Raw genomic sequence first — 23,141 nt, 5'->3', positions numbered from 1 at the left:
TGGCAGGAGGCTTCCCGTGCACGTGTCCGTCATCGGCAACCTGGACGACTCGGTGGTCGTGACCGTCCGCGGAAACCTCGACATGGACGCCACCCCGGTCCTCGGCACCACCCTCGACCAGGTGCTCGACCGCCCCAGCCCGCGGATCGTGGTCGACCTCTCCGGGGTGGAGTTCTGCGACTCGACCGGGCTCAGCGCGTTCGTGACCGGGCACCGCCGGGCCGCGGCGGCCGGTGGCTGGGTCCGGCTGGCGGCGCCCAGCGCCTGGCTGCACGGGCTGCTGGAGACCGTCGGGCTCACCCCGGCCCTCGGCGTGTACCCGAGCGTCGCCGACGCCCTGTCCGACCCCGGCTTGTAACCTCGCGGCGTGATCGTTCTCCTGCCGCCGTCCGAGGGCAAGACCGCACCGGCCGCCGGCGACCCGGTCGACCCGGCCACGCTCTGGCTCCCGAAGCTCGCCCCGGCCCGCCGGCGGGTCCTCGGGCGGCTGTCCGCGCTGAGCCGGCGCACGAGCGCCCGGGCGGTCGCCGACTCCCTGGCCACGCTGGGCCTGAGCGAGGGGCAGCGCGGCGAGCTCGAGCGCAACGCCGTCCTGGCCACCGCCCCCGCGGCGCCGGCCGCCGAGGTGTACACCGGAGTGCTCTACGAGGCCCTCGACGCCGCCACGCTCGCCCCGCAGGCGCGGGCGTGGGTGGACGAGCGGGCGGTCGTGTTCTCCGGGCTGTGGGGCGTCGTGCGGCTCACCGACCGCATCCCCGCGTACCGGTGCTCGGCCGGGGTCACGCTGCCCGGGATCGGCGGGCTGACGCCGTACTGGAAGACCGCCCTGACCCGGCACCTGCCGGACGACGGACCGGTGCTGGACCTGCGCTCGGGCGCCTACGCGGCGATGTGGGCGCCGGGGCCGCAGGCCGTGGCGCTGCGGGTGCTGCACGAGCGGATCGTGGACGGCGAGCCGCGCCGCTCGGTGGTGAGCCACTTCAACAAGGCCACCAAGGGGCGCCTCGTGCGGGCGCTGGCCACCGCGGGCGTGACGCCGGCGTCGGTGGACGAGCTGCTCACCGCGCTGCGCGACCTCAAGTACGCCGTGGAGGAGCGGCCTGCCGCGGCGGGCCGCTCCCGTCAGGCGGACGTCGTGGTCCGCGAGCTGTAGCCGTTACTGCGCGGCCAGCACGTCGACGACGAAGCGCAGGTCGCCGGCGGGACGGCCGCCGGTCGCGTTCTCGCCGTACGCCTGGGCGGCCGGGATGTCGAGCTGCACCCGGCTGCCGACCGGCACGCCGACCAGGCCCTTGTCCCAGCCCTCGATGAGCTGGCCCACGCCGACCGGGAACTCCGCGGGCTGGCCGCGGTCCCACGACGAGTCGAACTGCTTGCCGTCCTTGTACGTCACGCCGACGTAGTTGGCCTGGATCGTCTGGCCGGCGGTCAGCTTCGGGCCCTTGCCCGCGATGAGCTCCTTGACGACCAGCTTGGTGACCTTGCCCTTGCCGGCCTTGACCACCGGCTTCTCCTTGAGCGCCGGGTCGAGCGGGGTCTGGGCGGCGGGCGCGCTGGGCTCGGCGGCCGGGGCGCTCGGCTGCGCCTGGGCGGGCTCCGACGTGGCGGCGGCCGGCGCGGAGGTGGCCGCGGGCTTGTCGTCGTCGTCCGACACCTGGATGCCGATGAAGACCGCGACGAGCACGGCGATCACCGCGACACCCGCGAGCGCGCCCGTGAGCGCCTGGCCGCGACGCTTGCCGGCGGTCTTGTCCTGGACACTCATCTGCTCTGACTTCTCCTACTCGCGGGACACGGGGGAAACTTCGGACACGGTACTCGCCGGCACCCGCGGGCCCGGCGCGAACCTCCACCGAACCGCCGACCCGCGTGATCAACAAAACGGGTGGTTACTCAATTCGCTCTTCTCCGTCACTCACGGAAGGTGAGAACGTGGACCCCCCAACAGCACCACGACCAGGGACAACCCGCCCGGCCGCCACCGGCGGTGCGGCGCGCGCCCGCGAACGACCGGGGAGGGTCGGTTGCCGGACGACGACCGTACGACAGGTCGCCCGCCACAGCCCGGAGGTCGCCCCTCCGACCGGGCCCCGCGCCGGCCGGACCCGGCCGCCGGCCTGCGCCCCGGGTACGGCTACCGCACAGCCGGCCGCCGCGGCGCAGCCGTGCCGCCGGAGCTGCTGGAGGGCCGCAGCCGCCGGCTCAGCGAGTTCCTCATGCCGGCCGCGGTGATCCTCGCCGGGGTGCTCGTGGTGATCGCCTTCGGGTTCATCGTCAGCCGGGCCGTCCGCGGCGACGACAAGGCGGCCATCCCGCCGGTCCAGCCGCCCGCCCTCGGCGACGTGCCGCTCAACCCGCCGGACCAGCAGTTCCCGATCCCGCTGCCCAGCGCCTCCGACAGCCCCTCACCGACGGGCTCGCCGTCACCGACGCCCGCGAAGAGCAGCTCCGCGCCGCCGCGCAAGTCGAGCCCTCCGCCGTTCCGCGGCTCGGTGAGCATCGCCCGCACCGGCGTACCCGGGCTCGTCGACCTCAGCGCCGAGGGCACCCGCGACTGGGTGCACTGGGGCGAGCAGAGCACGTTCTCCCTGGAACGCGACGACGACGGCGGCTTCGCCATCCTCGAGGGCCCGCCGACCGCGCCCCGGTTCCGGCACGGGTTCAGCCCGCAGCGTTTCGCGTGGCGGGGCGGCTCGCCCGTCGACCACTCCGACGGCACCCCGACCGGCATCCGCACCTGCGGCAAGGGCAACGGTTTCACGATCTCCGCCCCGGCGGGCACGTCGGCGCGCACGCTGAAGCTGTACGTCGGCGCCCTCGCGGGCCGCGGCCGGCTGACCGCGAAGCTCTCCACGGGCGGTCCGGCGGCCACGAGCACCTTCGAGGAACGCGGCACCAACCTGGACACCGTGGCGTTCGTGGTGACGTACCGGGCACCGAAGAACGGCAAGATCAATCTGAGCTGGGTCACCGAGGACTCGTTCAACTCCGACTGCGGCGGCGTGGCCCTGCAGGCGGCGACCCTGCGCTGAGGAGGGGCATCGTTGTTCGCCGCGTGGGGTGCGTGGGTGGCCCGGTTCCGCTGGGCCGTGCTCACGGCCGCGGTCGTCGCGGTCACGGCGGCCGGGGTGTGGGGCGCCGGGGTGTTCGGCCAGCTGTCCGAGGGCGGCTACACCGACCCCGGCAGCGAGTCCACCCGGGCCGCCGACGTCGTCCAGCGGGAGTTGGGCGCGCGCGGCGGTGACGTCGTCGCGATCTACCGCCCGGCACAGAGCACCGTCGACGACCCGGCCCTCGGCCGGCGCATCGAGGCACGGCTCGAGGCGCTGCCGAAGTCCGCGGTCACCGCGGTCACCGGCTACTGGCCGGACAAGGCGGACCAGTACGCCGCCGGCGACGGCAAGAGCGCGGTCGCGGTGCTCACCCTCGCCGGGCAGGACGACGGCGAGAAGCTGGAGGCGTACAGGCAGATCGACGGCAAGCTGGCGGTCGCGGGCGCCACCGTGCACCTCGCCGGGGCCGCGCCGCTGGGCGATGCCTCCGCCAGCCGCTCGACCGACGACCTGGCCTTCGCCGAGGCGATCTCCCTGCCGATCGTGCTGGTCCTGCTGCTGTTCATCTTCGGTTCGCTGGTCGCGGCGTCGCTGCCGGTGCTCGTCGGCGGCTGCGCGGTGCTCGGCTCGCTGGGCGTGCTGCACGCCGTCGCGTACGGCCACGACGTCAACTCGTTCGCCGTCAACGTGGCCAGCCTGCTCGGCCTGGGCATGGCCATCGACTACGGGCTGTTCATGGTGGGGCGGTTCCGGGAGGAGCAGGCCGGTGGGCGTACGCCCGCCGAAGCCGTCACCCGGACCGTGGCGACCGCCGGGCGCACCGTGGTGTTCTCCGCGACGCTGCTGATGACCGCGCTGGCCGGCCTCCTGCTGTTCCCGCAGGGGTTCCTCAAGTCGCTGGCCTACGGTGGGCTCGCCGCGGTCGGCCTGGCGGCGCTGCTGTCGCTCACCCTGCTGCCCGCGCTGCTGGCCGTCCTGGGTCACCGGGTCGACAAGCTTCCCGTACGCCTGCCGCAGCGCGCCAACCCCCGCCCGGCCGGAGCGGGCTGGGCCGCGCTCGCCGACGTGGTGCTGCGCCGCCCGCTGCTCGTCGTGCTCCCGATCCTCGCCGGGCTGCTCGTGCTTGCCGCGCCGATCCGCGGGGTGCACTTCGGGGAGAACGACGAACGGGTGCTGCCCGCCGGCGACCCGGCCCGCCAGGCGGTCGAGATGCTCAAGGCGGACTTCCCCGCGTTCAGCAGCGCCGGCATCCAGGTCGTGCTGCGCGGCACCGGGGGTGGGCCGCCCGCCGGCACCGAACAGTTCGCCGCGGCGGTCGCCAAGGTGCCGGGCGTCGCGGCGGTCACCCCGGCGGGCTCGGGGGGCGCCGTCGTCACGTACACCGCGACCCTGGCCGGCAAGGACCCGTTCAGCGCGCAGGCCCGTACGGCCGTCGACGACATCCGCGCACTGCCGCCACCGAAGGACACGGAAGTGCTCGTCGGCGGCGCCACGGCCCGCAACGTGGACAGCCTGGCGGCCACCGCGGATCGGCTGCCGCTGATGATCGGCCTGCTCGTCGGCGCCACCCTGCTGCTGATGTTCCTGGCGTTCGGCTCGGTGCTGCTGCCGGTCAAGGCGGTCGTGATGAGCGCGCTGAGCCTGAGCGCCACCTTCGGCATCCTCGTCTGGATCTTCCAGGACGGACACGGCGCGGGCCTGCTGCACGTCACCCCGGCACCCCTCGAGGCGGGCATCGTCGTCCTCATGGCGGCGGTCGTGTTCGGCCTCTCCACCGACTACGAGGTCTTCCTGCTCTCGCGCATGGTGGAGGCGCGCACCCGCGGCGCGTCCACGGCCGAGGCGGTCACCACCGGCCTGGCCCGTACCGGCCGGGTGATCAGCGCGGCGGCCATCCTGCTCATCGTGGTCACGGGCGCCTTCGCCCTGTCCTCGGTGACCACGATGCGCTTCGTCGGCGTCGGCATGATCATCGCGCTGGTCCTCGACGCCACGGTGGTGCGCATGCTGCTGGTCCCGGCGGTCCTGCGCCTGATGGGCCCGGCGGCCTGGTGGGCGCCCGGCCCGCTGCGCCGCCTGCAGGAACGGGCCGGCCTCGCCGAGTACGAGGACGAGGAGCTGTTCCCCACCGTCTCGGTCGGCCGCCACGCCGCCCCCGAGGGGCCTGACCCGCGCCCCCGGCCTTCCTCTCCCCCCGCGCCCTCTTCTCCCCCACCGGCCCCTTCTCCCCCTGCGGCCTCTTCTCCCCCGCCGGTCTCTTCTGACCCGCCGGCTTCCGGTTGGGCTCCCGGGGCCGGGATTCCCGTGGCCGGTTCCAGTCCCGGCGCCGCGCCGGCGCGGATCACGCTGGACACCGTCCCGGCCGCCCCCGCGGCGTCACCGTGGCGGCCCGCCGACGACCGGCCCGCACCGCCCGACCGCCCCGCCGGACGGCCCCGCGACCTGGGCGACCTCGGCCGTACGGTGGACCTCGCCCAGCGCGCGACCCCGCCCGCCGACGCCGACACGACCGCCGTCATCGAGACCGACCGGCCCGCCGAAGGCTGAGCCCGGCCCGGTGGCCGAACTGGGCTCCGGCCCGCGCGGAAAGTACAGTGCCCCGGAGTGACGACCTACCGGGACGGAAGAGGATGACCGCGACAGCCGACGAGACCGCCACCTCCGGCGGCCACGCCCGCCGTGCGCCGCACGCACCGGGGATCGACCCCGACCGGCTCGCCCTGTGCCTCGAGGTGATCGCCCAGGCGGAGGCTCTGGACCCGGAACACCCCGACGCGGTCGCCGTACGCCGGGCCACCGCGGGTCTGTTCAAGACGGTGAAGCTGCGCCGCCGCCGGGACCGCCGCGACGCGATCCTCGAACACGACCGCGCGGTCACCGAGGCGACCGCGACGGGCGCGCCGAGCCGCATCGACGACGAGACCGCCGGCATCCCGCTGAGCACGTCCACGAGCACGCGGACGGCCGGGACCCTCAAGCAGCCGCGCGGCTGCTACATCTGCAAGCAGCGGTACGTGCAGGTCGACGCGTTCTACCACCAGCTCTGCCCGGCGTGCGCGGCGCTGAACCACGCCCGCCGCGACGCCCGCACCGACCTCACCGGGCGCCGGGCGCTGCTCACCGGCGGCCGGGCGAAGATCGGCATGTACATCGCGCTGCGGCTGCTGCGCGACGGCGCCGACACCACGATCACCACCCGCTTCCCGCACGACGCGGTGCGCCGCTTCGCCGCCATGCCGGACAGCGCCGACTGGCTGCACCGGCTCCGCGTCGTCGGCATCGACCTGCGGGACCCGGCCCAGGTGGTCGCCCTCGCCGACTCGGTCGCCGCCCGCGGGCCCCTGGACATCCTGATCAACAACGCGGCCCAGACCGTACGCCGCTCGCCGGGCTCGTACGCCTCCCTGGTCGCGGCGGAGTCCGCGCCGCTGCCCGGCGGCCCCCTCCCGGAGCTGGAGTACGTCGGCGGCCGGGCCACCGCCCACCCGGCCGCCCTCACCGGCCCGGACGCGGGCGCGACGTTCAGCCCGCACGCGCTGACGGCGCTGGCGCTCACCGCGGGCTCGGCGAGCCCGGAACGCATCGCGGCGGCCACCGCGGTCGACGCCGGCGGCCTGGTGCCGGACCTGGCACCCACCAACAGCTGGAGCGACCGCGTCCACGAGGTCGGCGCCCTCGAACTCCTCGAGGTCCAGCTCTGCAACGTCACCGCGCCGTTCATCCTCGTCAGCCGCCTCCGCCCGGCGATGACGCGGTCCCCCTTCCCCCGCCGCTACGTCGTCAACGTGTCGGCGATGGAAGGCATCTTCAGCCGCGGCTACAAGGGAGCGGGCCACCCGCACACCAACATGGCCAAGGCCTCACTCAACATGCTGACGCGCACCAGCGCGGACGACATGTTCGCCGACGGCATCCTGATGACCAGTGTGGACACCGGCTGGATCACCGACGAACGCCCCCACCCGACCAAGATGCGCCTCGCGGACGAGGGCTTCCACGCCCCCCTCGACCTGGTCGACGGCGCGGCCCGCGTCTACGACCCGATCGTCCGCGGCGAGCAGGGCGAAGACGTGTACGGCTGCTTCCTGAAGGACTACGCCCCCGTAGCCTGGTGATCTCAGGCTACGGGCCGCCGCAGGACTGCCTTCGCCGGCGGCGCCGCCGCCTTCCGTCCCGGGGCGGGCGGGCAACCCGTCCGCCCGGGCGGTCAGACCTGGCCGGACGGGCCTCGTTCGCGCGCGTCCGGCTGGCGGCCGTCCGTCATGATCTAGCCATGACCTACGCAGCGACGAAGCCGGACGTCCGCGTGACCGGCCGGCGGATCGTGGCCACCTTCATCGACGGCATCGTGTTCGGCCTCGTCAACGGCGCCCTCGCGTGGTTCCTCGACAGCGGCAAGGCATGGTGGGACTTCGACCTGACCGAGATCTCCACCCGCCAGAACCGGTGGCTCTTCGTCATCGCCGCGCTCTACTACATCGTGCTGGAAGGCCTCACCGGCCGTACGGTCGGCAAGCTCATCACCGGCATCCGAGTGGTGGACGCCGAGACGGGCGGCCGCCCGGGTCTGCTGTCCGGCTTCGTCCGCACGCTGGCGCGGCTGATCGACGGCATCGCCGGCTACCTCGTCGCGCTGATCATCGTGGTGAACTCGAAGAACCGCCGCCGCCTGGGCGACATGGCCGCCAAGACCCTGGTCATCCGGCCCTGACCCCCACGCCGCAGCTCCACATCCAGCTCGCGGCTCGCGGCTCCGGCTCCCGGCGCCGGCTCCCTGCTGGAACGATCCTGGTCTATCGTCAGCCCGTGCTCATCGTGCGCCCGGCGACGGCCGCCGACGTCGACACGCTGCGACGACTGACGGCGGCGGCGTTCGAGAAGTACGTGCCCCGCCTCGGCTGCGACCCGGCGCCGATGCACAACGACTACCCGGAGGCGGTCAGCGCCGGCCAGGTGTGGGTCGCGGTCGAGGCCGGGGAGATCGTCGGCCTGGCCCTCCTGGTGCAGCACGACGATCACCTGCTGCTGGACACCGTCGCCGTGTCACCGGACGTGCAGGGGCGGGGCGTCGGCGGCCGGTTGCTGGAATTCGCGGAGGAGCAGGCACGGCAGGGCGGCCGGCCGGAGGTGCGCCTCTGCACGAACGAGCTGATGACGGAGAACCTCGCCTACTACCCCCGGCGCGGGTACGTGGAGACGCACCGCGTCGCGGAGAACGGCTTCCGGCGGGTCTACTTCAGCAAGCCGGTCGAACCACCGCGCTGACACCGTTCGCCGCCGGCGGCCATCCACCCAGCAACGACCAGCCGGCCCGACCGACCGACCGAAGTCGCACAGCATGCTGGCAGCCGACGGGCCGGGCAGCCGTGGCAGTAGGCAGCCCGCACAGCCCAGCCCGCACAGCCCAGCCCAGCCCAGCCCACACAGCGAAGCCAACCCGCCAGCCCGCCAGCCCAGCCCAGCCCAAGCCAGCCCGCCCAGCCCAGCCCAGCCCAGCCCAGCCCAGCCCACACAGCGAAGCCCGCCCAGCCCAGCCCACACAGCCCGGCTCACACGGCGAAAAGCCGGCCCGGCCCACACAGCGGCCCGCCGCCGCGCGGGAGGCGCGATGGCGGGCCGGGTGGTGGTTCTAGCGGCGGGTCGCGGCCAGCTCGCCCCGGTCGGCGGGCACCGGCTCGGCCGCACCGCGACGCCGGGCGATGAGCGCGTCGAGGGACCACGGGCCGGCGCCCAGGACGGCGATCATGAGGAAGGACCAGGCGTACAGCGCCGGGGTGACGCCGCCGTTCTGGATCGGCATGAGGGCCTCGGGCTGGTGGACCGTGAAGTACGCGTACGCCATGGAGCCGGACGCCAGGATCGCGGCGGGCCGGGTGCCGAGCCCGGCGAGCACGAGGGCGCCGCAGACGAGCTGGATCACGCCGGCGTACCAGCCGGGCCAGGTGCCGGCCTCGAGCGCCTGGCCGGTGCCGCGGTTGCCGCCGAGGACCCCGAAGACGGTGGCGAGGCCGTGGCACATGAAGAGGAAGCCGACGACGATGCGGAACAGTGACCACATCGGTGCGGCGTAGCGGTGGGGGAACATGGCTCTCCTTCGGGGGACGGAGCGATGGGAATGCCCGCAGGGTAGAGAGCCGGAGCGCCGGAAAACAACGATAAGCTTCAACTTCGTGGCCACTACATGGGAGCGCTCCCACCCAGCGGGACAGCGGTCACGCCGGGCCACCTGCCGACTCGGGCGCCCGCGGCACGAGAGCCGCTCCACAAGAGACCGCCGCCCTCAAAGCACCGCCCCCAGATCAGCTCGCCCCGAACGCAACGCCCCGGGACCGCTCGCCCCGAAGCACCACCCCGGACAGCGAGGCCTCACCGCCGATCCCGGAACGTGAACATGCGCACCCCGGGCGCCAGTCGCGCCGCCGGCAGCACCCGCCGGTGCACCCCCGCCCCGAACCCGTCCCCCGCGACGGCCACCCGCTCGAACCCGCGGGTCTCGAACCATTCGCAGATCACGGGCACGAGGTCCGGCGTTCGCCGGTGCCGGGTCCACACCACCGTGCCGTTCTCGCGGCAGAGGGCGGCACACGCGGAGATCGTCGCCGAGACGTCCGCGTCGGAGATGTTGCCGAAGACGCCGCACACCAGCACGAGGTGCGCCGGCGCCACCCCGGCGTACCGGTCGGTGCGGCCGGCGTCGTCCTCGACCACCTCGACGCCTGCCAGCCCGACCGCCTCCGCGGCGGTTCTCGCGTACGCGGCGTTGCGCGGGTCCATCTCGACGAGGAGGGCGCGGACATCGGCGGCCCGGGGGTGCCCGGCGAGCGCGCCGATCAGGTCGCGGGCCTGTCCGGCGCACAGGCTGATGGCCGTCAGCGGTCCGGGCGGCGCCGCGTCCAGCCAGGTCCGGATCGCCGCGCGCACCCACTCCAGCCTGCGGGCGAGCGCGCTCGCGGGGTCGTCGTAGTCGTCGTGCCAGGCCGCCCAATCCATGGCGGGCACTATGGCAGCCCGGTACGACACTTCCCGAAAGCCATTGTGGTGGCGCCACAGTGGTGCCATAGTGGTGCCATGGACCTGACAACGTACGTCTCCCGGCTCCGGGAGGAGCTGGCATCGGCGGCCGAGCTCGGTGGTTCCGAGGCCCGGGCGCTGGCCGAACGCCTCACCGCACCGATGGAGTCGGCTTTCCGGCTGGCGCTGCTCGACGCGCTCTCCGCCGCGGCAGACGAGATCACCAGCGACCTGGCGCCCGGATCGGTCGAGGTGCGCCTGCGTGCCGGCGACCCCGCCTTCGTCGTCACCCTCCCCCCGGTGGAGGCTCCGGCACCAGAGGTGATGCCATATGGCGCCATGCCGGCGTCACCGCCGCCGCCCGACGGCGAGGAGGGTGGCGTCTCCCGGATCAACTTCCGCCTCTCGGAGCAGCTCAAGTCCCGTATCGAGCAGGCCGCGGCCCGTGACGGGCTCTCCGTGAACGCCTGGCTGGTGCGCGCCGCGAGTGCGGCGGCCCAGCAGCCGGCGGCCGCTCCCACGGTCACCTCGAGCCACGCCTTCGGGGGCCAGCGCTACACCGGCTGGGCCCGCTGACTCCTCACCCCTGGACGACCATCTCGACTCCCCCGGAAGGGACCACCATGCCCACGTTCGACACCCCCCAGCCCATCACCGCCACGCTCGAGCTGGTCGTCGCGGACGTCCGCGTCGCGGCGAGCGACCGCCCGGACACCGTCGTCGAGGTCCGGCCCAGCAACCCCGCCTCCGACCACGACGTCCGGGCCGCCGAGCAGACCCGCATCGAGTACGCCGACGGCGAGCTGCTGGTGAAGACGCCGAAGCAGCGCAGCCTCGGGCTGTTCGGGAAGACCGGCTCGATCGACCTGCGGATCGGCCTCCCGACCGGCTCCCGGCTGCACGCGGGCGCCGCCATCGGCACGTTCCACGGCACCGGGACGCTGGGCGAGACGCGGATCAAGACCGCGACCGGTGACGTACGGCTCGAGCACACCGGCGCGCTGCAACTCAACACGTCCGCCGGCACGGTCGAGGTGCGGACCGCCGAGGGTGACACCCACGCGAGCACCGCCTCGGGCAGCCTGCACGTCGGCGCGATCCGGGGTTCCGCCGTGGTCCGCAACTCCAACGGCGACACCCGCGTCGACTGGGTGGCCGGCGACATCAACGTCAAGGCGGCGAACGGCGACATCGTCGTGGGCCACGCCGAGGGCGACATCACCGCGTCGACGGCCAACGGCAGTGTCCGCGTGGCCGAGGTCGTGCGGGGCACCGTCTCGGTGCAGACCGCCGTCGGCGAGCTTCAGGTCGGCATCGCCGAGGGCACCGCGGCGTACCTGGATCTGCACACCTCCTTCGGCAAGGTGCAGAACCAGCTTGCCGCCGGCGGTGCCGCGGAGCCCGGCGAGAACAAGGTGGAGGTCCGGGCCCGCACGTCGTTCGGCAACATCTCGATCGTCCGCCCGTCCCGGCAGCAAGCCGCATGATCACGGCGACGGGGCTGCGTAAGGCGTACGGGAACCACACGGTCCTCGACGGCATCGGCCTGGACGTCCCGGCGGGCTCGATCTTCGCCCTGCTCGGGCCCAACGGGTCCGGCAAGACCACCACGGTCAGCCTCCTCACCACCCTGCTGCGCCCGGACGGCGGTGAGATCCGGGTGGCCGGCGCCGACCCGCGGACCGACCCGGACGCCGTACGCGCCGCGATCGGTGTCACCGGGCAGTTCGCCGCCGTGGACGGTTTCCTGACCGGCGAGGAGAACCTGCTGCTCATGGCCGACCTGCACCACCTGGACCGGCGGACGGGCCGGGAGCGGGCGGCGGCGCTGCTGGAGCGGTTCGACCTGGTGGACGCGGCGCACAGGGTCGCGTCGGCGTACTCGGGCGGGATGCGGCGGCGCCTCGACATCGCCATGGGGCTGATGGGCAGCCCGCGGGTGCTGTTCCTGGACGAACCCACGACCGGGCTGGATCCGCGCAGCCGCCGCGCGGTCTGGGACACGATCCGCGGCCTGGTCGCCGGTGGGGTGACGGTCTTCCTGACGACGCAGTACCTGGAGGAGGCCGACGAGCTCGCCGACCGGATCGCGGTGCTGCACGGCGGCCGGATCGTGGCCGAGGGCACCGCCGCGGAGCTGAAGCGCCTGGTGCCGGGCGGCCACGTCAGCCTCACCTTCGCCGGCGCGGACGGCTTGCGGGGGGCCGCCCGACTGCTCGATCTTCCCGTGCCGCCGGACGGCCTGACGCTCGACGTGCCCGGCGACGGCGGCGTGGCGTCGCTGCGGGCGCTGCTGACCACTTTGGACGAAGCCGGCATCGAGCTCGACGCGCTGGCCCTGCACACGCCGGACCTCGACGACGTGTTCCTCGCGCTGACCGCCTCGACGACACCGAAGGAGCCCGCCCGATGAGCAGCCTCGCCCTCGCGGTCCGCGACTCGAGCACGATGCTGCGCCGCAACCTGCGGCACATGCGGCGGTACCCGGCGATGACGGTCATGCTCGCCGGGATGCCGGTGATCTTCCTGCTTCTGTTCGTCTTCGTCTTCGGCGGGACGCTCGGCGCCGGGCTGGGCGGTGGCCGCGCCGAATACCTGACGTACGTGCTGCCGGGCATCCTGCTGATGACCATCGGCGGCGCGGCCACCGGGACGTCGGTGTCGGTGGCCATGGACATGACCGAGGGCATCGTGGCCCGCTTCCGCACGATGGCGATCGCCCGCGTCTCCGTGCTCACCGGGCACGTGCTGGGCAGCATCATCCAGACGCTGATCGGCCTGGTGATCGTGGTCGGCATCGCGGTCGCCGTGGGCTTCCGCAGCGACGCGGGGCCGGGCGCCTGGCTGGGCGTGCTGGCGGTGCTGACGATGGTGAGCTTCGCGTTCACCTGGCTGGGGGTGGCGCTCGGCATGGCGGCGAAGACCGTCGAGGAGGCGAGCAACACTCCCCTCCCGCTGACCTTGCTCCCGTTCCTGGGCAGCGGTTTCGTCCCGACCGACACCATGCCCGCCGGGCTGCGGCAGTTCGCCGAGTACCAGCCGTACACGCCGATCATGGAGACGGTCCGGGGCCTGCTCGCCGGCACGCCGGTCGGCGCGGACCTGGCCGCGTCGGCGGCCTGGTGCGCCGCCATCGCGCTCGCCGGGTACGTGTGGGCGAAGTGGAACTACAACAAGCAGCGCTGAGACGGGGGCGGCCCGCCCGGGACCTCCCGGGCGGGCCGCGGCGTGCCGTCCGGTCAGGGCCCGCTGACCAGGTTCTCGACCTGGTGGCCGCTGGTGACCGCGGCGCCCTTGGTGTTGATGACGTGCGAGATCGTGCCGGTGCCGCCGAGCGACACGGTCACCATGTTCGTGAACTTGATGCCCGGCTTGGCCGGCACCTCGAAGGCGCGGGCGTTGGCCACCGACGGGTTGACGTTGAAGTAGCAGTAGCTGCCCAGCCCCCACGCCTGGTGGTTGGTGACCGAGTCGGCCACCTTGTACGCCGCCCAGCCCTGCGTCGAGCCGTTCATGTACGCAGCCTGGTTCGGCGGGTCGTACGGCATCTCGTTCTGGTAGAAGTACGTGCGCCCGTTCTCGCCGTTCCAGATCGTCTGGTACTGCTGGTAGTGCTCGACGAAGAGGCCGTAGAACGTGACGTCGTCGCCGTTGACCACGAGCCCGTTGGCCGCCGTGTTGATCGTCCAGCCGACCGTGCCGCCGTTGCCGTGGTCGGCGCGCCAGATCCACGCGTGGTCGCCGATGACGTCGTCGCTGTTGATCCGCAGGGACACCGAGGCCTTGCCGGCGATCTGCCCGCCGATGCGGAAGAACACGTCGGAGAGGACGGTCGGGTTGGCCGAGTGGTCGGCGGCCGCCCCGTTCGGGCCGACCTCCATGAGCACCGGCGAGTTGGTGGTGCCGGCGTCGAGGAGCAGGCCGGCCACCCGGACGCCGTCGACGTCGGCGACGGTCATGGCGGTGACGCCGTTGTCGGGTACGAACGTGGCGAGGCCCAGCCCCAGCACGACGGTGCCGGGCCGGGTCACGGTGATCGGCGCGTTCAGGTGGTACGTGGCCGGCGTGACGAGCAGGTTCTTGCCGGACGCGAGGGCCGCGTTGATGCTCGCCGCGGTGTCACCGGGCTTGACCACGTAGAAGCTGCTGATCGGCAGCGAGGTGCCCGCCGGGGTGCCGTTCGCCCACGTGGTGCCGGACGAGTTGCTGCGCACCGAGGGGACGAACACCTGGTAGTTCCCGCTCGCGTCGACGTACAGGTACGGCTTCTCGGCGACCTTCGGGGTCTGCGCCACGGTCGTGTACGGCGGCGACGGGAAGCTGTTCGCCGGCGCGCCCTGGGCACCGACGAAGACCTGGTTCCAGTTGGAGCCGGACCAGCTGCCCATCTGCGAGTTGCGGGTCAGCCACTGCTGCTGCGAGCCCGACTGGATCTGCCCGTCGATCTTCGTGTCGGACATGAACCCGCCGGACGACCAGCCGCCGTCGGACAGCGCGAGGTTGCCGCGCACGTGCATCCGCCGGTACGGCGCCGCCTGCGAGACCGCCCACCGGTCGAGGCCGCCGGTCGGGTTGACCGACAGGCCCTCGGCGGAGCGCCAGAAGTTCTGGGTGGCGTTCTGCGAGCCGTCCGGCCACCAGTCGGCCTCGGTGTGCACCCGGCCGTTGATGGTGACCTGGTCGGGGCTGAGGCCGAGACCGGCGACCTGGGTGAAGAAGCCGACGTTGGCGTCGACGTTGTAGCTGCCCGGCTTGAACAGCAGGGCGTACCGCTGGGTGCCGAACTGGTTGCTGACCTGCTGGTTGAAGACCGAGGTGAGCTTGTTCTGGATCGTCGACGCGGACATGGACGGGTCGAAGATCGTGACGTTCGGGCCGAGGTCCGGGTTGCCGGTGCCGGGCGGGACCGTCGGGGGCGTGGTGGTCGGGGGCGTGGTGGCGCCGTTGACCGTCCACTTCTGGTTGGCCCCGCCGGAGCAGCTCCAGATCTGCAGCTTCGCGCCGTCGGCGAGGTTGTTGTCCTTGATGTCGAGGCACTTGCCGGACTTGACGTTCACCAGGTCCCGGCCCGCAGTGTACGTCCACTGCTGGCTGGTGAGCCCGGCGTAGCAGTCCCACAGGTGCACGGCAGCGCCGTCGGTCGTGGCACCGTTGGCCACGTCGAGGCACTTGCCGAGGCCCTTGAGCGACTGGTCGTCGCCGTACGTCCAGGTCTGGTTGGGTCCGCTCGCGCAGGACCACATCTGGGGCAGGGTGCCGTTGGCGGTGGAGCCGTCGGTCACGTCGAGGCACTTGCCGTTGGCGGAGCTGACGACCGTGCCGGTGGTGGCGGCCAGGGCGGTGGTGACGCCGGCGACGCCGAGGCCGCCGACGACCGCTGTCGAGGCGAGGACGGCGATCAGACGCCGTTTTCCACGGGGATTCATGCGGGGAACCTTTGCGGGAGAGGGGGTCAGGCGGGGTTGTTCGCGTGGGTGAGCGTCTCCCACGCGACGAACAGGTTGTTGCTGCCCTGCGGGCGCTTGGCCACCGTGTACGTCTCGGTGTTGCTCATCGCGATGCCCATCCGGTTGTGCAGGGCGTTGTACGCGACCTCGGTGACCGGTCCGAGGCCCTTCGTCACGGTGCCGCCGCAGATGGTCGAGGGCACCGACGTACCGTTCTCGAATTTCGTGTGGAATCCGAGCGTGTGCCGCAGCCGGTCCTGCAGATCGGGGTAGAGGTCGCCGCCCTGGATGCGGGTGGTCTCGGCGACGTGCGCGATGGCGGAGATGCCGTACCCCGTGTGGGTGAAGTCGCGGCAGGTCTCCTGCGCGAGCCCGTCGACGAACGTGCTCTGCCCCTGCCAGTAGCTGACGAGCTCGGCCCGGGTGTCGATGCCGCCGGCCGGCGGGTACTTCGGCTGGGAGCCGTCGGCGGCGATGTAGATGTACGAGGCCGCACGCAGCCTGAACCGCGAGATGGCCCGGTCGTAGCTGGAGCGGTCGTCGAGGAAGACGGAGATGCCGACCGCCGCCTCCATCATGGACAGTTCCCAGTTGCCGTTGCTGTGGATGCCGGGGATCACCACGGGCAGGTAGACGTCGCGCAGCATGGCGGCGAAGCGGGCCTGGTTCGGCCACGTCCCGTACGCGTGCTTGATGATCTCGGCGGCGCGCGGCCACACCGAGCCGGCCCACGCGGTCTGCAGGGGTGCGTTGCTGTTGGTGTGGTTCCGGATGGTCGCCGACCACGCGTCCATCAGTTCGATCGACTTCCTGGCGTACGCCGCATCGCCGGTGATGTACCAGGTCAGCGCGTCGGTGTACGCGGCGATGGCGTCCTCACGCTCGTCGGTGCAGCCGTTGTTCGGGTTGGAGTACGACCCGCACTCGACGGTCGCGCGGGGCTTCGGCGTGCGCGTCAGCGAGGCGTACCGGCTGGACTTCATCTGGTCGTACGCGGCGAGCCAGGGCTGCGCCTTGGCCGCGACCCGGCCCTTGACGAAGTCGAGCTGCGCCCGGCTGACCAGCACTCCGGGATGTGAGAAGGCGGCTGTGGAGGCGGCGTCGGCGGTGAAGCGGACGCCGACCGTGGCGAGCACGGCCACGACGAGCGTGCCGGCGGCCAGGGCGGTGCGACGGGGGAATCTACGCACGGGGAACTCCCGGTGGGGGCGGGGAACCGGAAAGGCACTTAACAGTCGGGTACTCAATCGCGGCGAACCGGACGCGGTCAAGCGCGCATCGACGGACTTAAGGATGGCGAAAGGTTCGCCGTCGAGAGAGCGCTTTCTCGTGTACCGCAGCCGGATTCCCGGCCCGGAACCGGTTGCGCGTGGGAAGCGCTTCCCGGCACCACCGGCGCGCGACAATGGGGCGTGCACATCACAGCGTTGCGGGACACCGAACCGGGCTCGTCGTCGTACCGGCTGGCGTGGGTGGCCACCGGGGAGGACGGGCGGCCGCTGGGGATCGCGTACCTGCGGGTACCGACCGCGCCCGGGGCCGACCACCGCGCCGAGCTCGACGTGTCGGTCCACCCGGCGGAACGCCGGCACGGCGTCGGCACCGCCCTGTTCGAGGCGGCGACAGCCGCCGCGCGCAAGCTCGGACGGCGGTCGGTCACCGCAGGCCCGGTCACGGGCGGATCGCCGTTCCTCGCCACCCGCGGGATGCGGCCGGTGCTGAACCTGACCTTCGCGCGACTCGCCGTCGCCGACGCCGACCTCGCCCGGCTCGCCGCCCTCGCGCGCGAGCCGCACCCGGGATATCGCCTGCACAGCTGGGAGGGCACGGTCGCGGGCGACCTCGCGCCCTCGTTCGCCGCCTCCCGGCGGGCGATGGACGACATGCCGATGGACGAGACCGACGTCGCCGCCGAGGAGTGGGACGTCGACCGGGTACGCGCCATCGCCGCGGCGATCGACCGGCGCGGCGACGTCCTGTGCACCGTGGCGGCGATCCGTGAGGACGACGGGAGCGTCGCGGGCTTCACCGAGCTCGTCGTGCCGGGCACGGGCACCGGGGACGCCCAGCACTACGGCACCGGCGTGCTGGCCGAGCACCGCGGGCGGGGTCTCGCACGCTGGATGAAGGCGGCCGCGATCCTGCACGTCCGCGAGGCGCACTCGGGCGTCGCGGGGCTGCTCACCGACACCGCGGACAGCAACGTCGCGATGCGCCGGGTGAACGACACCCTGGGGTACGCGCCCACCCACTGGTCGGTGCTCTACCAGCTCGACCTCTGACCCCGCCCGTCCCCCGGCGGCTCAGCCCGTCAGCGCAACGCGGGCAGCACCTTGGCGCCGAACGTCGTCACGAAGTCGCTCAGGTCCTGGCCGACGTGGTGCAGGTAGATGCGGTCGAAGCCGAGGCCGGCGTACCCGCGCAGCCACTCGGTGTGCCGGTCCGGATCCGCGGAGACGTTGACGACCGAACGGACCTGCTCGACCGTCACGTTCTGCGACACGACGTCGAAGTGCTCGGCGGTCTCCAGGTCCCAGCAGACCGGCGGCGGGAAGATGTTGCTGCGCCACTGGTCGTACGCGATCTCCTCGGCCTCGGACTCGGTCGCCGCCCAGCTCAGGTGCACCTGCAGGCAGACCGGTCCACGGCCGCCGGCGTCCCGGTACGCGGAGATCATCGCGCGCAGCTTCTCCTCCGGCGCGTTGACCGTGACCAGCCCGTCGGCCCACTGCGCGCACCATGCGGCGGTCTCGGTGCTGACCGCGGCCCCGATCAGCGGCGGCGGCTCCGGCGGCCGGGTCCACAGCCGGGCCCGGTCCACGGTGACAAGCCCGTCCCGGGTGACCTCCTCGCCGGCGAGCAGGTCCCGGATCACGTCGACGCACTCGCGCAGCCGGGCGTTGCGGACCTCCTTGCGGGGCCACGGCCCGCCGGTGATGTGCTCGTTGCTGTACTCGCCGGTGCCCAGCGCCGCCCAGAAGCGGCCCGGGTACATCGCGCCGAGCGTCCCGATGGCCTGCGCGATGATCGCCGGGTGGTACCGCTGTCCCGGCGCGTTGACCACGCCGAACGACAGGTTCGTGGCCTGCAGCGCGGCACCCAGCCACGACCAGGCGAAGGCGGACTGTCCCTGCCGCGCGCTCCACGGCGAGAAGTGGTCCGAGCACATGGCGGCGTCGAACCCCGCCCGTTCGGCGGCTATCACGGCTGCGAGAAGATCGGCGGGCGGGATCTGCTCGTGCGAACAATGGATTCCGTACTCCGTCATGGGCCGCGTACCTACCCGCAGCCGTCCCCGCCCAACCCGAGGGAGCCCGTGTGAGCGACCCGATCTACCTGGACTGCGACACCGGCGTGGACGACGCGCTCGCCATCGCGCTGCTGCTCGGCACCCCGCACGCCGAGCTGCTCGGCGTCGGGACGGTCACCGGCAACACCGGCGCGGCGCAGGCGGCCCGCAACACGCTCGACCTGCTGGCGCTGGGCGGGCGCGGTGGTGTGCCCGTGGCGGTCGGCGCCCGGCACGCCCTCGACGGCTCGAGCACCCACGACGCCACGGTGGTGCACGGCGGCAACGGGATCGGCGGCGTGGAGCTGCCCCGGGCCGCGGCCGGGCCCGTACCCGTGACCGCCGTCGATCTGCTCCTCGCGCTGGCCCGCGCCCGGCCGGGCGAGCTGCGGATCCTCGCGACCGGTCCGCTGACGAACCTGGCGATGGCCCTGCGCCGCGAACCGCGCCTGCCCGAGCTGATCCGCGACGTGACCGTCATGGGCGGCGCGGTGCGGGTGCCGGGCAACGTCACCGGGCACAGCGAGGCGAACATCGCCGTCGACCCGGAGGCGGCCGCGGAGGTGCTGGCGGCGGCCTGGCCCGTGACGCTGGTCCCGCTGGACGTGACGATGCGGCACCGGTTCGGCCCCGGCGACCAGGAGGCGCTGCGCGCGCACGGTACGCCGCTGAGCACGGCGCTGGCCGCGATGCTGACCGGCTACTTCGACTACTACGAGCCGGTGCTCGGGGAACGGCGGGTGCCGCTGCACGACCCGCTCGCCGCCGCGGTCCTCACGGGAGCCGCCGGCCTCTCGGACGCCCCGATGCTCGGGCTGCGCGTGGAGGTCGACGGCCGCCGTGGCGCGGTCGTGGAAGACGCGTCCGCCGGGCGGCAGACGCGTGTGGTGCTCGACGTCGCGGACGACACCGTGCCGCGGATCCGTGAGCTGGTGCTGGCCGCCGGCTGACAGCGGCGCCGTGGTCAGTGCGGGTGCTCGCCCAGCAGCCGGGTCGCCAGCACGGCGGCCTGGGTGCGCCGCTCCAGGCCCAGCTTCGCGAGCAGGCTGGAGACGTAGTTCTTCACCGTCTTCTCGGCGAGGAACATCTTCCCGGCGATCTCGCGGTTGGTCAGCCCCTCCGCGACGTACTCGAGGATGCGGCGCTCCTGGTCGGTCAGCGAGGCCAGCTCGCGGGGCTGCTCCACGCCGTGCCGGATCCGCTCGAGCACCCGCTGGGTCACCGCCGGGTCCAGCAGGGACTGCCCGGACGCCACCCGGCGCACCGCGTCCACCAGGTCCGTGCCGCGGATCTGCTTGAGCACGTAGCCCGACGCGCCCGCCATGATCGCCGCGAACAGCGCCTCGTCGTCCTCGTACGACGTGAGGATCAGGCCCTTGATCGACGAGTCGACGGCCCGCACGTCGCGGCACACGTCGATGCCGTTGCCGTCCGGCAGGCGCGCGTCCAGCACGGCCACGTCGGGACGCAGCGCCGGGATGCGCCGCGCCGCCTCCTGCGCGGAGCCCGACTCCCCCACCACCTCGATGTCCCCGGCGGCGTGCAGCAGGTCGGCGAGCCCACGACGGACCACCTCGTGGTCGTCGAGCAGAAAGACACGGATCATGTGTACTTCCTACCTGGGCCGGGGCCCGGACACCAAGAGTCTAACGTCCTGTGTCGCCGACAACGCACAAAAGTCGTCGATGGGCCGAACGGCCCGGCCGCCGGTGACCGCCGTCCCTGCCGCGCGGGCCGGGCACCGGCGTTCGATGAACCCATGGAACAGACCGCCATCACGACCGCCCGCCCGATCGTCGCCGGCACCGACGGCACCGCGCCCGGCGAGGCCGCCGTCCGGTGGGCCGCCCGCGAGGCGGCCCGGCGCGACGTGCCGCTGCGCATCGTGTCCGCGTACGAGCCGCAGCCCGGCGCGCAGGACGAACGGCACCTCACCGAGGCCGTGCTCGACGCCGCGGTGGTGCAGGCCCGCGCCGCGGCCGCGTTCCACATCCGCATCGAGGCGCACGCCGTGCCCGGCGACCCGGTCACCGCGCTGCTCGGGCAGGCGGACGCCGCGCTGCTCGTCGTCGGCAACCGTGGCCGCGGCGGGTTCGCCAGCCTGCTGCTCGGCTCGGTCAGCCAGCGCGTCGCCACGCACGCCCAAGTCCCCGTGGCGGTGGTGCGCGGGCGTACGGAGATCGCCTCCGGGCCCGTCGTCGCCGGCGTGGACGACTCCCCCGCCGCGTCCGGGGTGCTCGGCGCCGCCTTCGAGGCCGCCTCCCACCGGGACGCGCCGCTCGCGATCGTGCGGTCGTACACGTCGCCGGTGCCGCTGTGGGTCGGCGACATCCCGGCCGTCGACAACGCGGTGCCCCGGGTGCACGCCGAGGAGCTGGAACGCCTCGAGCAGGAGGTGGCGCCGTGGCGGGAGAAGTACCCGGAGGTCGACGTCGAGGCCGTCGTCTCGCCCGACGGTGCCGCCGCCGTGCTCGTCGCCGTGTCGCACAGCGCGCGCCTGGTCGTGGTCGGCAGCCGTGGCCACGGCACGGTCGTCAACACCCTGCTCGGCTCCACCGGCCTGCAACTGCTGCACCACGCGGGCTGCCCCGTGCTCGTGGTCCGCGGATCGATCTAGATAGCATCAGGGCATGAACGAGGCGCCCTCGCTGGGGCTCACCCCGCTGTCGCGGGTCCGGCTGGACGAACTGCTCCAGGAGATGCTCGACCGCGTCGGTGAGGTGGTGACCAGCCGGGAACGGCTGCGGGCCCTGCTCGACGCCGTCGTCGGCATCAGCCGGGACCTCGACCTGCGCAGCACGCTGGAGCGCATCGTCGTGTCCGCCTGCTCGCTCGCCGGGGCGAAATACGGCGCGCTGGGCGTGCTCGGCCCCGACCGGCAGGACCTGTCCGACTTCATCACCCACGGGATCGACCCCGCCGAGCACGCGAAGATCGGTGACCTGCCGCACGGGCGCGGCGTGCTCGGCCTGCTCATCACCCACCCCGAGCCGGTCCGGCTGCGCGACATCACCCAGCACCCCCGCTCGTACGGCTTCCCGCCGAACCACCCGCCGATGCACAGTTTCCTGGGCGTGCCCGTCCGCACACGGGACCAGATCTTCGGCAACCTGTACCTGGCCGAGAAGAACGGCGGCGGCGAGTTCACCGAGGACGACGAGGAGATCGTGGTGGCGCTGGCCGCCGCGGCCGGCGTCGCGATCGACAACGCCCGGCTGTTCGCCCTGGCCCGGCGGCGCGAACGGTGGCTCGCGGCGGCCGGGGAGATCACCTCGGTGCTGCTCGGCACCGTCAACCGTCAGGAGGCGCTGCGGCTGATCGCCCGGCGCGCCCGCGAGATCTCCGAGGCCGAGCTGGTGCTCGTGCTGCTCGCCGACGAGACCGGCGCCCGGTACACGATCGAGGTGGCCGACGGCGCCGACGCGATGGTGGGGCGGGTGCTCTCGGTCGACGTGGACGCGCTGAGCGCCGAGGGCATCGACCTGCGTGACGTCGCGGACTGGCCGGGGCCCGTACCCGCCGGCCCGGCGCTGTCCGCCCCGCTCGCCGGCGCGGACATGCCGCAGGGTGTGCTGATCGTGGCCGGGGCCGCCGTGGGCGACGAGGACGACTCGACGCTGCTGTCGAGCTTCGCCGGGCAGGCGACGCTGGCCCTGGAACGGGCCCGGGCGCAGGAGGAACGCGAGCAGCTCGTGGTGCTCGAGGACCGCGAGCGGATCGCCCGCGACCTGCACGACGTGGTGATCCAGCGGTTGTTCGCGACCGGCATGCAGCTGCAGGGGGCGGCGCCGCACGCGCTGCGGCCCGAGGCGGTCAAACGGATCAACGCAGCGGTCGACGACCTCGACGCGACGATCCGCGACATCCGCCGGTCGATCTTCGAGCTGACCGCGCCGGCCGGGTCGTCGCTGCGCCGCGAGCTGGGCCAGGTGGTCGACGCCGCCACCGGGACGCTGGGCTTCCGCCCGGTCCTCGACGTCACCGGCCCGGTCGACAGCGCGGTGCCCGACGACGTGGTGCCCGAGCTGCTCGCGGTGGTGCGTGAGGCGCTGTCCAACGCGGCCCGGCACGCCGAGGCGCAGAACGTCCGGGTCTCGGTACGCGCGGACGGCGAGGAGGTGGTGATCCGGGTCGAGGACGACGGCGTCGGCACCGACCCCGCCGCGGCCCGGGGCGGCCTGGTCAACATGGGTGAGCGCGCCCGCGACCTCGGCGGCGTCTTCGAGGTGACCCCCGCGACCGGCGGCGGGACGGTCGTCACCTGGCGGGCGCCGCTGGGCGGCTGATTTCGGGACCTTCGGCCCTGATCGCCGGGCCTGCGGGACGGCACCTTTGAGAGGT

The 23,141-nt window shown here is 73.3% G+C and carries 22 protein-coding genes; 15 read left to right on the top strand and 7 right to left on the bottom strand.

What is annotated here, in order from left to right:
* The first annotated feature begins 16 nt into the window (after positions 1-16).
* Positions 17-358 carry an STAS domain-containing protein gene (locus IT780_RS00660; RefSeq protein ID WP_199509370.1) on the top strand — a complete coding sequence of 114 codons (342 nt, stop codon included), beginning with the start codon at positions 17-19 and terminating at the stop codon, positions 356-358.
* Positions 359-367: 9 nt separating this feature from the next.
* Positions 368-1,153 (top strand): peroxide stress protein YaaA, encoded by a 786-nt coding sequence (yaaA, locus tag IT780_RS00655; RefSeq protein ID WP_199509369.1) that lies wholly within the window; start codon positions 368-370, stop codon positions 1,151-1,153.
* Positions 1,154-1,156: 3 nt separating this feature from the next.
* On the opposite strand, the gene IT780_RS00650 is transcribed toward yaaA, so the two are convergent.
* Positions 1,157-1,765: an FKBP-type peptidyl-prolyl cis-trans isomerase gene (locus IT780_RS00650; RefSeq protein WP_199509368.1), complete on the bottom strand. Its 609-nt coding sequence runs from the start codon at positions 1,763-1,765 to the stop codon at positions 1,157-1,159.
* 259 nt (positions 1,766-2,024) lie between these two features.
* Between IT780_RS00650 and IT780_RS00645 the strand changes: the two genes are divergently transcribed.
* From IT780_RS00645 to IT780_RS00625, 5 genes are all read left to right on the top strand, one after another.
* Complete coding sequence (locus tag IT780_RS00645; protein WP_199509367.1) at positions 2,025-3,032, top strand: hypothetical protein; 1,008 nt, start codon at positions 2,025-2,027, stop codon at positions 3,030-3,032.
* 12 nt (positions 3,033-3,044) lie between these two features.
* Positions 3,045-5,600 carry an MMPL family transporter gene (locus IT780_RS00640; RefSeq protein ID WP_233412029.1) on the top strand — a complete coding sequence of 852 codons (2,556 nt, stop codon included), beginning with the start codon at positions 3,045-3,047 and terminating at the stop codon, positions 5,598-5,600.
* 83 nt (positions 5,601-5,683) lie between these two features.
* Positions 5,684-7,168 carry an SDR family NAD(P)-dependent oxidoreductase gene (locus IT780_RS00635; protein ID WP_199509366.1) on the top strand — a complete coding sequence of 495 codons (1,485 nt, stop codon included), beginning with the start codon at positions 5,684-5,686 and terminating at the stop codon, positions 7,166-7,168.
* A gap of 158 nt (positions 7,169-7,326) precedes the next feature.
* Positions 7,327-7,764, top strand: a complete 438-nt coding sequence (locus IT780_RS00630; RefSeq protein WP_199509365.1) for an RDD family protein — start codon at positions 7,327-7,329, stop codon at positions 7,762-7,764.
* A gap of 95 nt (positions 7,765-7,859) precedes the next feature.
* Entirely contained in the window at positions 7,860-8,318 is a 459-nt protein-coding gene (locus IT780_RS00625; protein ID WP_199509364.1) for a GNAT family N-acetyltransferase, read from the top strand.
* A 364-nt stretch (positions 8,319-8,682) separates the two neighbouring features.
* Here the strand turns inward: IT780_RS00625 and IT780_RS00620 are convergent, their stop codons facing one another.
* Complete coding sequence (locus IT780_RS00620; RefSeq protein WP_199509363.1) at positions 8,683-9,138, bottom strand: DoxX family protein; 456 nt, start codon at positions 9,136-9,138, stop codon at positions 8,683-8,685.
* A gap of 281 nt (positions 9,139-9,419) precedes the next feature.
* Complete coding sequence (locus tag IT780_RS00615) at positions 9,420-10,043, bottom strand: SAM-dependent methyltransferase (protein WP_199509362.1); 624 nt, start codon at positions 10,041-10,043, stop codon at positions 9,420-9,422.
* Positions 10,044-10,121: 78 nt separating this feature from the next.
* Here IT780_RS00615 and IT780_RS00610 point away from each other — a divergent pair, with 78 nt between their 5' ends.
* The 4 genes from IT780_RS00610 to IT780_RS00595 are packed head-to-tail and all read left to right on the top strand — an operon-like array spanning position 10,122 to position 13,250.
* Positions 10,122-10,640 (top strand): type II toxin -antitoxin system TacA 1-like antitoxin, encoded by a 519-nt coding sequence (locus IT780_RS00610; protein WP_199509361.1) that lies wholly within the window; start codon positions 10,122-10,124, stop codon positions 10,638-10,640.
* Positions 10,641-10,687: 47 nt separating this feature from the next.
* Positions 10,688-11,551, top strand: a complete 864-nt coding sequence (locus IT780_RS00605) for a DUF4097 family beta strand repeat-containing protein (RefSeq protein ID WP_199509360.1) — start codon at positions 10,688-10,690, stop codon at positions 11,549-11,551.
* Positions 11,548-12,477, top strand: coding sequence for an ATP-binding cassette domain-containing protein (locus IT780_RS00600; RefSeq protein WP_199509359.1), 930 nt, complete (start codon positions 11,548-11,550; stop codon positions 12,475-12,477). The genes IT780_RS00605 and IT780_RS00600 overlap by 4 nt, the downstream gene beginning before the upstream one ends.
* Positions 12,474-13,250, top strand: coding sequence for an ABC transporter permease (locus IT780_RS00595; protein ID WP_199509358.1), 777 nt, complete (start codon positions 12,474-12,476; stop codon positions 13,248-13,250). Before IT780_RS00600 ends, IT780_RS00595 begins: the two co-directional genes overlap by 4 nt.
* 53 nt (positions 13,251-13,303) lie before the next feature.
* On the opposite strand, the gene IT780_RS00590 is transcribed toward IT780_RS00595, so the two are convergent.
* Positions 13,304-15,490: an RICIN domain-containing protein gene (locus tag IT780_RS00590; RefSeq protein ID WP_199509357.1), complete on the bottom strand. Its 2,187-nt coding sequence runs from the start codon at positions 15,488-15,490 to the stop codon at positions 13,304-13,306.
* A gap of 26 nt (positions 15,491-15,516) precedes the next feature.
* Positions 15,517-16,701: an alginate lyase family protein gene (locus IT780_RS00585; RefSeq protein WP_307830979.1), complete on the bottom strand. Its 1,185-nt coding sequence runs from the start codon at positions 16,699-16,701 to the stop codon at positions 15,517-15,519.
* 222 nt (positions 16,702-16,923) lie between these two features.
* Here IT780_RS00585 and IT780_RS00580 point away from each other — a divergent pair, with 222 nt between their 5' ends.
* Positions 16,924-17,793, top strand: a complete 870-nt coding sequence (locus IT780_RS00580) for a GNAT family N-acetyltransferase (RefSeq protein WP_199509356.1) — start codon at positions 16,924-16,926, stop codon at positions 17,791-17,793.
* A gap of 29 nt (positions 17,794-17,822) precedes the next feature.
* Here IT780_RS00580 and IT780_RS00575 read toward each other — a convergent pair whose 3' ends face one another.
* A complete protein-coding gene (locus IT780_RS00575) occupies positions 17,823-18,779 on the bottom strand; it encodes a TIGR03885 family FMN-dependent LLM class oxidoreductase (protein WP_199509355.1) in 957 nt (318 codons plus the stop codon).
* Between the two features lie 50 nt (positions 18,780-18,829).
* Here IT780_RS00575 and IT780_RS00570 point away from each other — a divergent pair, with 50 nt between their 5' ends.
* Positions 18,830-19,750, top strand: coding sequence for a nucleoside hydrolase (locus tag IT780_RS00570; protein WP_199509354.1), 921 nt, complete (start codon positions 18,830-18,832; stop codon positions 19,748-19,750).
* Between the two features lie 14 nt (positions 19,751-19,764).
* On the opposite strand, the gene IT780_RS00565 is transcribed toward IT780_RS00570, so the two are convergent.
* Entirely contained in the window at positions 19,765-20,406 is a 642-nt protein-coding gene (locus IT780_RS00565) for a response regulator (RefSeq protein WP_199509353.1), read from the bottom strand.
* A gap of 153 nt (positions 20,407-20,559) precedes the next feature.
* On the opposite strand from IT780_RS00565, the gene IT780_RS00560 reads away from it, so the two are divergent.
* Complete coding sequence (locus IT780_RS00560) at positions 20,560-21,417, top strand: universal stress protein (RefSeq protein WP_199509352.1); 858 nt, start codon at positions 20,560-20,562, stop codon at positions 21,415-21,417.
* A gap of 13 nt (positions 21,418-21,430) precedes the next feature.
* Positions 21,431-23,086: a sensor histidine kinase gene (locus tag IT780_RS00555; RefSeq protein WP_199509351.1), complete on the top strand. Its 1,656-nt coding sequence runs from the start codon at positions 21,431-21,433 to the stop codon at positions 23,084-23,086.
* Positions 23,087-23,141 lie beyond the last annotated feature (55 nt).

The organism is Nucisporomicrobium flavum, assembly GCF_016464385.1.
In the GTDB taxonomy this organism is placed as follows: domain Bacteria; phylum Actinomycetota; class Actinomycetes; order Mycobacteriales; family Micromonosporaceae; genus Actinoplanes; species Actinoplanes flavus_A.
This window is presented reverse-complemented; position numbering and strand designations above follow the sequence as displayed.